The organism is Pseudomonas sp. 2VD (assembly GCF_005503585.1).
Taxonomy (GTDB): domain Bacteria; phylum Pseudomonadota; class Gammaproteobacteria; order Pseudomonadales; family Pseudomonadaceae; genus Pseudomonas; species Pseudomonas aeruginosa.
On the sequence record NZ_SCND01000203.1, the window covers coordinates 1 to 10826 of the forward strand.

8 protein-coding genes, 1 tRNA gene and 1 pseudogene are annotated in these 10826 nt (G+C 62.5%); 5 read left to right on the forward strand and 5 right to left on the reverse strand.

Annotated elements, in window-relative coordinates; genetic code table 11:
* Positions 1 to 87 (reverse strand): annotated as a pseudogene (locus FFS27_RS33660) (hypothetical protein); the annotation flags it as partial.
* 80 nt (positions 88 to 167) lie between these two features.
* On the opposite strand from FFS27_RS33660, the gene clpX reads away from it, so the two are divergent.
* The 5 genes from clpX (at position 168) to FFS27_RS20450 (ending at position 6481) form a co-directional block, all read left to right on the forward strand.
* Positions 168 to 1448, forward strand: a complete 1281-nt coding sequence (gene clpX / locus FFS27_RS20430) for an ATP-dependent Clp protease ATP-binding subunit ClpX (RefSeq protein ID WP_003087924.1) — start codon at positions 168 to 170, stop codon at positions 1446 to 1448.
* A 131-nt stretch (positions 1449 to 1579) separates the two neighbouring features.
* Positions 1580 to 3976, forward strand: coding sequence for an endopeptidase La (gene lon / locus FFS27_RS20435; RefSeq protein WP_021264643.1), 2397 nt, complete (start codon positions 1580 to 1582; stop codon positions 3974 to 3976).
* Between the two features lie 135 nt (positions 3977 to 4111).
* Entirely contained in the window at positions 4112 to 4384 is a 273-nt protein-coding gene (gene hupB / locus FFS27_RS20440; protein ID WP_003087931.1) for a nucleoid-associated protein HU-beta, read from the forward strand.
* Between the two features lie 51 nt (positions 4385 to 4435).
* Positions 4436 to 4512 (forward strand) — tRNA-Asp (locus tag FFS27_RS20445).
* Positions 4513 to 4615: 103 nt separating this feature from the next.
* Positions 4616 to 6481 (forward strand): SurA N-terminal domain-containing protein, encoded by a 1866-nt coding sequence (locus tag FFS27_RS20450; protein WP_009314621.1) that lies wholly within the window; start codon positions 4616 to 4618, stop codon positions 6479 to 6481.
* A 97-nt stretch (positions 6482 to 6578) separates the two neighbouring features.
* Here FFS27_RS20450 and fabI read toward each other — a convergent pair whose 3' ends face one another.
* The 4 genes from fabI to FFS27_RS20470 form a co-directional block, all read right to left on the reverse strand.
* Positions 6579 to 7376, reverse strand: coding sequence for an enoyl-ACP reductase FabI (gene fabI, locus FFS27_RS20455; RefSeq protein WP_003087936.1), 798 nt, complete (start codon positions 7374 to 7376; stop codon positions 6579 to 6581).
* Positions 7377 to 7397: 21 nt separating this feature from the next.
* A complete protein-coding gene (locus tag FFS27_RS20460; RefSeq protein ID WP_003087940.1) occupies positions 7398 to 9008 on the reverse strand; it encodes an ABC transporter ATP-binding protein in 1611 nt (536 codons plus the stop codon).
* A 1-nt stretch (position 9009) separates the two neighbouring features.
* On the reverse strand, positions 9010 to 10029 hold the full coding sequence (locus FFS27_RS20465) for an ABC transporter permease (protein WP_003087942.1): 1020 nt from the start codon (positions 10027 to 10029) through the stop codon (positions 9010 to 9012).
* A gap of 4 nt (positions 10030 to 10033) precedes the next feature.
* Positions 10034 to 10826, reverse strand: a 793-nt coding sequence (locus tag FFS27_RS20470) for an ABC transporter permease subunit (RefSeq protein ID WP_132824110.1), incomplete at its 5' end; no start/stop codon positions are given.

A 10826-nucleotide genomic window follows, 5' to 3' on the forward strand; every position in this document is an offset into this window, starting at 1 on the left:
CAGGGTCTTGCCCGAGCCGGTTGGGCCGATCATCAGAATGTTGCTCTTGCCGAGCTCGATATCGTCCTTCTTGTCACGCTGGTCGAGACATTCGGCCGCCTCGTGGGCTTGAAAATGCCCACAATTGCCTTCATCTTGTGTTTGAAGCTACCCATTGGATCGATCGAATGACTGATACCCGCAACGGCGAGGACAACGGCAAGCTGCTGTATTGCTCCTTCTGCGGCAAGAGCCAGCACGAAGTGCGCAAGTTGATTGCCGGCCCCTCGGTCTTTATCTGCGACGAGTGTGTCGACCTGTGCAATGACATCATCCGCGAGGAGGTGCAGGAAGCGCAGGCGGAAAGTAGTGGGCACAAACTTCCGGCGCCGAAAGAGATCCGCACCATCCTCGATCAGTACGTGATCGGGCAGGAGCGGGCCAAGAAGGTTCTGGCGGTAGCGGTATACAACCACTACAAGCGCCTCAACCAGCGTGACAAGAAGGACGATATCGAGCTCGGCAAGAGCAACATTCTGATGATCGGCCCAACCGGCTCGGGCAAGACCCTGCTGGCCGAGACCCTCGCACGTCTGCTGAACGTGCCGTTCACCATCGCCGATGCGACCACGCTGACGGAAGCGGGCTACGTGGGCGAGGATGTCGAGAACATCATCCAGAAACTCTTGCAGAAGTGCGATTACGATGTGGAGAAGGCCCAGATGGGCATCGTCTACATCGACGAGATCGACAAGATTTCCCGGAAATCGGACAACCCCTCCATCACTCGCGACGTTTCCGGCGAGGGTGTGCAGCAGGCCCTGCTGAAGCTCATCGAGGGCACCGTTGCCTCGGTACCGCCGCAGGGCGGTCGTAAGCACCCGCAGCAGGAGTTCCTGCAGGTCGATACGCGCAACATCCTGTTCATCTGCGGCGGCGCTTTCGCCGGTCTGGAGCGGGTCATCCAGAACCGTTCCGCGCGCGGCGGCATCGGTTTCAATGCCGAAGTGCGCAGTCAGGAGATGGGCAAGAAGGTCGGCGAGGCGTTCAAGGAAGTCGAGCCGGAAGATCTCGTCAAGTTCGGTCTTATCCCCGAGTTTGTAGGGCGTTTGCCGGTGATCGCGACTCTTGATGAACTCGATGAGGCTGCGCTCATGCAGATCCTGACCGAGCCGAAGAACGCTCTCACCAAGCAGTACGCCAAGCTGTTCGAGATGGAAGGCGTCGACCTCGAATTCCGTCCGGACGCACTCAAGGCGGTTGCCCGCAAGGCGCTCGAACGCAAGACCGGTGCACGTGGCTTGCGTTCAATTCTCGAAGGTATCCTTCTCGATACCATGTACGAGATTCCCTCCCAGCAGGATGTCAGCAAGGTGGTCATCGATGAGAGTGTCATCGATGGCTCGTCGCAACCCCTGATGATCTACGAGAACAGCGAAAAGCCAGCCAAGGCTGCGCCTGAGGCATGAAAGAGCAGGGGCCTTCGGGCCCCTTTTCTTTTCCGACTGGCACGCTTGTTTTTTCCCGGGCCTAACCCCATCTTAGGCTGAAAGGTCTTCCTATCTGTTTCGTGGCCAAGTGCCGCTGTAGAGCCGACATTATGAAAACACTCGTCGAATTGCCCTTGCTGCCGCTACGTGACGTGGTGGTGTACCCGCACATGGTCATCCCGTTGTTCGTCGGTCGGGAAAAGTCCATCGAGGCCCTGGAGGCAGCGATGACCGGCGACAAGCAAATCCTCCTGCTGGCGCAGAAAAACCCCGCGGACGACGATCCGGGCGAAGATGGCCTGTACCGCATGGGTACGGTCGCTACCGTGCTGCAGTTGCTCAAGCTGCCGGATGGCACCGTCAAGGTGCTGGTCGAAGGCGAGCAGCGCGGCCAGGTCGAGCGCTTCATCGAGGAGGAAGGGCACATTCGTGCCGCGGTCCAGGCCATCGATGACGCCAATGTCGGCGAGCGCGAGGCCGAGGTCTTCACTCGCAGCCTGCTGAGCCAGTTCGAGCAATACGTCCAGTTGGGCAAGAAAGTCCCCGCCGAGGTGCTTTCCTCGCTGAACAGCATCGACGAGCCGAGCAGGCTGGTCGATACCATGGCCGCGCACATGGCGCTGAAGATCGAGCAGAAGCAGGACATCCTGGAGATCACCGACCTGTCGTCGCGGGTTGAGCATGTCCTGGCGCTGCTGGATGCCGAGATCGACCTGCTGCAGGTGGAAAAGCGCATCCGCGGCCGGGTCAAGAAGCAGATGGAGCGCAGCCAGCGCGAGTACTACCTGAATGAGCAGATGAAGGCCATTCAGAAGGAACTCGGCGATATCGACGAAGGGCACAACGAAGTCGAGGAGCTGAAGAAGCGCATCGACGCCGCCGGCCTGACCAAGGAGGCGCACACCAAGGCCACTGCCGAGCTGAACAAGCTCAAGCAGATGTCGCCGATGTCGGCGGAAGCCACCGTGGTGCGTTCCTACATAGACTGGCTGCTGAACGTGCCGTGGAAGGCCGAGAGCAAGGTGCGCCATGATCTCGCCAAGGCGGAAGACATCCTCGATGCCGACCATTACGGCCTGGAAGAGGTCAAGGAGCGCATTCTCGAGTATCTCGCCGTGCAAAAGCGGGTGAAGAAGCTCAAGGGCCCGGTCCTTTGCCTGGTGGGGCCGCCCGGCGTGGGCAAGACCTCCCTGGCCGAATCCATCGCCCGCGCCACCAATCGCAAGTTCGTGCGCATGGCGCTCGGCGGCGTGCGTGACGAGGCCGAGATCCGCGGTCACCGTCGTACCTATATCGGCTCTATGCCGGGCCGCCTGATCCAGAAGATGACCAAGGTCGGCGTGCGCAACCCGCTGTTCCTCCTCGACGAAATCGACAAGATGGGCAGCGACATGCGCGGGGATCCCGCCTCGGCGCTGCTCGAGGTGCTCGACCCGGAGCAGAACCACAACTTCAACGATCACTACCTGGAAGTCGACTACGACCTGTCCGACGTGATGTTCCTCTGCACCGCGAACTCGATGAACATCCCGGCGCCCCTGCTGGATCGGATGGAAGTCATCCGCCTGCCGGGCTACACCGAGGACGAGAAGGTCAATATCGCCGCCAAGTACCTGATTCCGAAGCAGGTCCAGGCCAACGGCCTGAAGAAGGGCGAGCTGACCTTCGAGGAAGGCGCCCTGCGCGACATCATTCGCTACTACACCCGCGAAGCCGGGGTGCGCAGCTTTGAGCGGCAGATCGCCAAGGTCTGCCGCAAGGCGGTGAAGGAGCATGCCAAGCTCAAGCGTATCCAGGCGGTGGTGTCCAGCGAGACGCTGGAGAACTACCTCGGCGTGCGCAAGTTCCGTTATGGCCTCGCCGAACAGCAGGACCAGATCGGCCAGGTGACCGGGCTGGCCTGGACCCAGGTCGGCGGTGAGCTGCTTACCATCGAGGCGGCCGTGGTACCGGGCAAGGGCCAGTTGACCAAGACCGGATCGCTGGGCGACGTGATGGCGGAATCGATCACCGCGGCGTTGACCGTGGTGCGCAGCCGCGCCCAGAGCCTAGGAATCGCGGCGGACTTCCACGAGAAGCGTGACATCCATATCCACGTTCCGGAAGGCGCTACGCCGAAGGATGGCCCGAGCGCAGGCATCGGCATGTGCACGGCGCTGGTTTCGGCGATCACGCAGATCCCGGTGCGCGCCGACGTGGCAATGACCGGGGAGATCACCCTGCGTGGGCAGGTGCTGGCGATCGGCGGGCTGAAAGAAAAACTTTTGGCGGCGCACCGCGGCGGGATCAAGACGGTGATCATTCCCGAGGAAAATGTTCGCGACCTGAAGGAAATTCCGGACAATATTAAGAGTGATCTGGTTATTAAACCGGTTAAATGGATTGACGAAGTCCTGCAAATTGCGCTGCAATACGCCCCGGAGCCCTTGCCCGATGCGGCTCCGGAGATGGTTGCAAAGGATGAAAAACGCGAGCCTGATTCCAAGGAGCGAATTAGCACGCATTAGTCGGTAGGTATTCTTGACACTGTTTTTGGGCCCTTGTTATAAAGCGGCACTTGCTGAGTCAGTTGGCCTACCAGCGCAGAATTTCCTTACACCTAACACATAGAAACATACTCAACAGAAATAAGGGGACTTAGAGTGAACAAGTCGGAACTGATCGATGCAATTGCCGCATCTGCTGATATCCCGAAAGCTGTTGCCGGTCGCGCACTGGACGCAGTGATCGAGTCCGTCACTGGCGCCCTGAAGGCTGGTGACTCCGTCGTGCTGGTTGGTTTCGGCACCTTCGCTGTCAAAGAGCGCGCTGCTCGCACCGGTCGCAACCCGCAAACTGGCAAGCCGATCAAGATCGCCGCTGCCAAGATCCCGGGTTTCAAAGCCGGTAAAGCCCTGAAGGATGCTGTCAACTAAGCGTCTTTTGGGACTCGTTCTACCCAGGTCGGCCAAGGCTGGCCTGGCTGCGGAGCGGTAGTTCAGTCGGTTAGAATACCGGCCTGTCACGCCGGGGGTCGCGGGTTCGAGTCCCGTCCGCTCCGCCAGTTACGAGAAGGCGCATCCTCGGATGCGCCTTTCTTATATCCGCATCTCTTACCCACGCCGCGCCGCCCAAGACGGCTGGTCGTGGCAGTTTTTGGGGGCTGCATGCTGCAGAACATCAGGGATAATTCCCAGGGCTGGATCGCCAAGACCATCATTGGCGTGATCATCGTTCTCCTGTCGCTGACCGGCTTCGACGCGATCATCCGGGCCACCGACCACTCCAACGTGGCCGCCAAGGTCAACGGCGACGATATCAGTCTCAATGAAGTCCAACAGGCCGTGGACATGCAGCGTCGCCAGCTGCTGCAACGCCTGGGCAAGGATTTCGATCCATCCATGCTGGATGACAAGCTGCTCAAGGAAGCGGCCCTGAAGGGGCTGATCGAGCGTACCCTGCTGCTCCAGGCCGCCAAGGACGACAAGTTCGCCTTCTCCGACCAGGCGCTGGACCAGTTGATCCTGCAAACTCCCGAGTTCCAGGTCGACGGCAAGTTCAACGCGGATCGCTTCGACCAGGTCATCCGCCAGATGAACTACAACCGCATGCAGTTCCGCCAGATGCTCGGCCAGGAAATGCTCATCGGCCAGCTTCGCGCCGGCCTGGCGGGCACCGGTTTCGTCACCGACAACGAATTGCAGTCCTTCGCTCGCCTCGAGAAGCAGACCCGCGACTTCGCCACCCTGGCGATCAAGGCCGACGCGTCCAAGAGCAGCGTGAGCGAGGACGAGGTGAAGGCCTTCTACGAAGGCCACAAGAGCGAGTTCATGACTCCCGAGCAGGTGGTCGTCGAATACGTGGAACTGAAGAAGTCCTCCTTCTTCGACCAGGTCAAGGTGAAGCAGGAAGACCTCGAGGCGTTGTACCAGAAGGAAATCGCCAACCTCTCCGAGCAGCGCGATGCCGCCCACATCCTGATCGAGGTGAACGACAAGGTCGGCGACGAGCAGGCCAAGGCGAAGATCGACGAGATCAAGGCTCGCCTGGCCAAGGGCGAGGATTTCGCCGCGCTGGCCAAGGAGTTCTCCCAGGATATCGGCTCGGCCGCCACCGGCGGCGACCTGGGCTACGCCGGCCGCGGCGTGTACGACCCCGCGTTCGAGGAGGCGCTGTATGCGCTGAAGCAAGGTGAGGTATCCGCCCCGGTGAAGACTCCGTACGGCTACCACCTGATCAAGCTGCTGGGCGTGCAGGCACCGGAAGTGCCGAGCCTGGAAAGCCTCAAGCCGAAGCTCGAGGACGAACTGAAGAAGCAGATGGTCGAGCAGCGTTTCGTCGAGGCTACTAAGGATCTGGAAAGCTCCGCCTACGAAGCCGCCGACCTGAGCCAGCCGGCGCAGGAAATGGGCCTGAAGGTCCAGACCAGCCAGCCGTTCGGACGTTCGGGGGGCGACGGCATCGCTGCCAACCGCCAGATCGTGCAGACCGCGTTCAGCCCCGAGGTGCTGGAAGAAGCGGCCAACAGTGGCGCCATCGAGCTGGATCCGGACACCGTGGTGGTGCTGCGGGTCAAGGAACACAACAAGCCGAAGGAGCAACCGCTGGAGCAGGTCGCGGCGAACATCCGCGAGCGCCTGGCCGCCGAAAAGGCCGCCGAGGAGGCGCAGAAGCGTGGCGAGGCCCTGATTGCAGAGCTGCGTGAAGGCCGTACCTCTTCCGCAGCGGGTGAGTCGTGGAAAGTGGTCGAGGCGGCCTCCCGCGGCCAGGAAGGCGTCGATCCGAAACTGCTCCAGGCGGTGTTCCGCATGCAGCGTCCGGAGGCCAAGGACAAGCCTTCGCTCTCTGGCGTGACCCTGGCCAATGGCGATTACGTGGTGATCCGCCTGAATGGCGTCAGCGAGCCGGAGGAGGCTATCTCCGACGACGAGAAGGCCATGTACCGCCGCTTCCTGGCTTCGCGCAGCGGACAGGCAGACTTCGCCGCCTTCCGCCGTCAGTTGCAGGACAAGGCGGAAGTCGAGAAATACTGAGACCGAGATGCAGAGAAAAGGCCGCTTACGCGGCCTTTTCTTTATTCCGCCCATGAAAAAGGCCGCTCGAAGCGGCCATTTTTCATGGGCGGGGTGATCAGTCGTCGTCCAGCGGGCCCATGGCGGTAGTGTTGAAGCCGCCATCGACGTAGAGGATCTCGCCGCTGATACCGCTGGCCAGGTCCGAACAGAGGAAGGCGCCGGCATTGCCGACTTCCTCGATGGTGACGTTGCGCCGCAGCGGCGTCTGCCGCTCGTTGGCGGCCAGCATCTTGCGGAAGCTCTTGATTCCGGAGGCGGCGAGCGTTCGGATCGGCCCGGCGGAAACCGCATTGACCCGGGTGCCTTCCGCGCCCAGGCTGCCGGCCAGGTAGCGGACCCCGGCCTCCAGGCTGGCCTTGGCCATGCCCATTACGTTGTAGTTCGGCATGGTCCGTTCGGCGCCCAGGTAGGAGAGGGTCAGCAGGCTGCCGTTGCGGCCCTTCATCATTTCCCGTCCGGCCTTGGCCAGGGCGATGAAGCTGTAGGCGCTGATGTCGTGGGCGATGCGGAAGCCCTCGCGGGTGGTCACCGCGGTGAAGTCGCCGTCGAGCTGATCGCCTGGAGCGAATCCGACGGAGTGGACGATGATGTCCAGGCCGTCCCAGTGCTTGCCCAGGGCGGCGAACACCGCTTCGATCTGGCTGTCGTCGGCCACGTCACAGGGGAAGCACAGCTCCGGCCGCGAGCCCCAGCCACTGGCGAACTCCTCCACCCGGCCCCTGAGCTTGTCGTTCTGGTAGGTGAAGGCCAGTTCGGCGCCTTCCCGGTGCATGGCGGCGGCGATGCCGGAAGCGATGGAGAGCTTGCTGGCGACTCCGACGATCAGGGCGCGTTTTCCTGTGAGAAATCCCATGGTCCGTTCCTTGTCTGCTACTCAGTTTTCCGCGCTTGCCGGGGCCATGAAGGCAGCCTCCAGCAATTGCTGCGTATAGGGATGTTGCGGCGAGGCGAAAACCGCTTCGGCGCTGCCCTGTTCCACCACCTTGCCATGTCGAACCACCATCAACTGGTGGCTGAGCGCCTTGACCACCGCCAGGTCGTGGCTGATGAACAGGTAGGTGAGGTTGTACTTGCCCTGCAGTTGCCGCAGCAATTCCACGACCTGGCGCTGCACGGTGCGGTCGAGCGCCGAGGTCGGTTCGTCGAGCAGGATCAGTGCCGGTTTCAGCACCAGTGCCCGGGCGATGGCGATGCGCTGGCGCTGGCCGCCGGAGAATTCGTGGGGGTAACGGTAGCGGGTCTGCGGATCGAGCCCGACCTCCACCAGCGCGTCGATGATCGCCTGCTCCTGTTCGGCCTCGCTGCCGATCCTATGGATGCGCAGGCCTTCGCCGACGATCTCGCCGACACACATGCGTGGGCTGAGGCTGCCATACGGGTCCTGGAACACCACCTGCATCTCGCGGCGCAGCGGGCGCACGTCATGTTGCGCGAGACCGTCCAGCCGGGTGCCTTCGAAGCGGATGCCGCCCTGGCTTTCCAGCAGCCGCAGGATTGCCAGGCCAAGGGTCGACTTGCCCGAGCCGCTTTCGCCAACGATGCCCAGCGTCTGCCCGCGGGGTAGTTCGAAATTGACCCCGTCGACCGCCTTGACGTGGTCCACGGTGCGGCGGAACACGCCTTTGCGGATCGGGAACCAGACCCGCAGGTCGTCCACCGCCAACAGGGTTTCACCGGGCGGGTTGCTTGCCGGCGCACCGCTGGGCTCGGCGTTGAGCAGCTCGCGGGTATAGGGGTGTCGCGGGGCTGCGAAGAGTTCCTGGCAGGAAGCCTGCTCGACGATCCGCCCTTGTTGCATGACGCAGACGCGGTGGGCGATGCGCCGGACCAGGTTGAGGTCGTGGGTGATCAGCAGCAGGGACATGCCCAGGCGTGCCTGCAGGTCCTTGAGCAGATCGAGGATCTTCAACTGGACGGTGACGTCGAGCGCGGTGGTCGGTTCGTCGGCGATCAGCAGTTGCGGCTCGCAGGCCAGGGCCATGGCGATCATCACCCGCTGCCGCTGGCCGCCGGAGAGTTCGTGTGGATAGGCTTTCAGGCGCTTGGCTGGCTCGGGGATGCCGACCAGCTCGAGCAGTTCGAGAATTCTCGCGCTGGCCTTGGCGCCACCCAGGCCCTTGTGCAGGGCGAGGACCTCGGCGAGCTGCTTCTCGATGGTATGCAGCGGATTGAGCGAGGTCATGGGTTCCTGGAAGACCATGGCGATGCGGTTGCCGCGGATCCCGCGCAGGCGCCGTTCCGGGAGCTTGAGCAGATCCTCGCCCTGGTAGTGGATGCTGCCTGCTGGGTGGCTGGCGACGGAGTAGGGCAGCAGGCGCAGGATCGAGTGGGCGGTCACCGACTTGCCCGAGCCGCTTTCGCCGACCAGGGCCAGGGTCTCGCCCTGGCGGATGTCGAAGCTGACGCCTTCGACCACCCGCTGGCGTTGCTCGCCGGAGAGGAATTCGACGGCGAGGTCGCGGATTTCCAGAATGTTCTCGCTCATCTCATTTCCTCGGGTCGAAAGCGTCGCGGGCGGCTTCGCCGATGAACACCAGCAGGCTCAGCATGACCGCCAGCACCACGAAGGCGGAAATGCCCAGCCAGGGTGCCTGGAGGTTGGACTTGCCCTGGGCGACCAACTCGCCCAGCGACGGCGCGCCGGGCGGCAGGCCGAAGCCGAGGAAGTCCAGGGAGGTGAGGGTGCCGATGGCGCCGGTGAGGATGAACGGCATGAAGGTCAGGGTCGAGATCATCGCGTTCGGCAGGATGTGACGGAACATGATGGCGCTGTTGCGCATGCCGAGGGCCCGGGCGGCGCGGACGTATTCCAGGTTGCGCCCGCGGAGGAACTCGGCGCGGACCACGTCCACCAGGCTCATCCAGGAAAACAGCAGCATGATGCCCAGCAGCCACCAGAAGTTCGGCTGGACGAAGCTGGCCAGGATGATCAGCAGGTAGAGCACCGGCAGCCCCGACCAGACTTCCAGGAAACGCTGGCCGAGCAGGTCGACCCAGCCGCCGTAGTAGCCTTGCAGGGCGCCGACGGTGACGCCGATCAGAGAACTGAGCACGGTCAGGGTCAGGGCGAAGAGGATCGACACGCGGAAGCCGTAGATCACCCGGGCGAGCACGTCGCGGGCCTGATCGTCGGTGCCCAGCCAGTTTTCCGCCGACGGCGGGGCGGGGGCGGGAACCTTCAGCTCGTAGTTGATGGTGTCGTAGCTGTAGGGGATCGGCGGCCAAAGCACCCAGCCGTCCTTCTCGGCGATCAGTTGGCTGATGTAGGGGCTCTTGTAGTTGGCTTCCAGGGGGAATTCGCCGCCGAAGGTGGTTTCCGGGTAGCGTTTGAAGACCGGGAAATACCAGCCGCCGTCGTAATGCACGACCAGCGGTTTGTCGTTGGCGATCAGTTCGGCGCCGAGGCTGCCGACGAACAGGATGAGGAACAGCCAGAGCGACCACCAGCCACGCTTGTTGCTCTTGAAGCGGGCCCAGCGGCGCTGGTTGATGGGAGACAGGCGCATCGGATTACTCCCGGTTCTCGAAGTCGATGCGCGGATCGACCAGGGTGTAGACGATATCGCTGATCAGCTTCATGACCAGCCCGAACAGGGTGAAGATGAACAGCGTGCCGAAGACCACCGGGTAGTCGCGGTTCATCGCCGCTTCGAAGCTGAGCAGGCCGAGGCCGTCGAGGGAGAAGATCACCTCGATCAACAGCGAACCGGTGAAGAAGATCCCTAGCAGCGCAGCCGGCAGGCCGGCAATCACCAGCAGCATGGCGTTGCGGAATACGTGCCCGTAGAGCACGCGGCGTTCGGTCAGGCCCTTGGCGCGGGCGGTGACCACGTATTGCTTGCCGATCTCGTCGAGGAAGCTGTTCTTGGTCAGCAGCGTGATGGTGGCGAAGTTGCCGATCACCAGGGCGGTTACCGGCAAGGCCAGGTGCCAGAAATAGTCGAGTACCTTGCCGCCGAGGCTGAGCTGGTCGAAGTTGTTCGAGGTCAGGCCGCGCAGGGGGAACCAGTCCCAGTAGCTGCCGCCGGCGAACAGCACCACCAGCAGGATGGCGAAGAGGAAGGCGGGAATGGCGTAGCCGACGATGATCGCCGAGCTGGTCCAGATGTCGAAGACGCTGCCATGGCGGACCGCCTTGGCGATCCCCAGCGGGATCGACACCAGGTACATGATCAGCGTGCTCCAGAGTCCGAGCGAGATCGACACCGGCAATTTCTCGATGATCAGGTCGGTGACCTTGGCGTCGCGGAAGAAACTCTGCCCGAAGTCCAGGTGCAGGTAGTTCTTCAGCATGATCATGAAG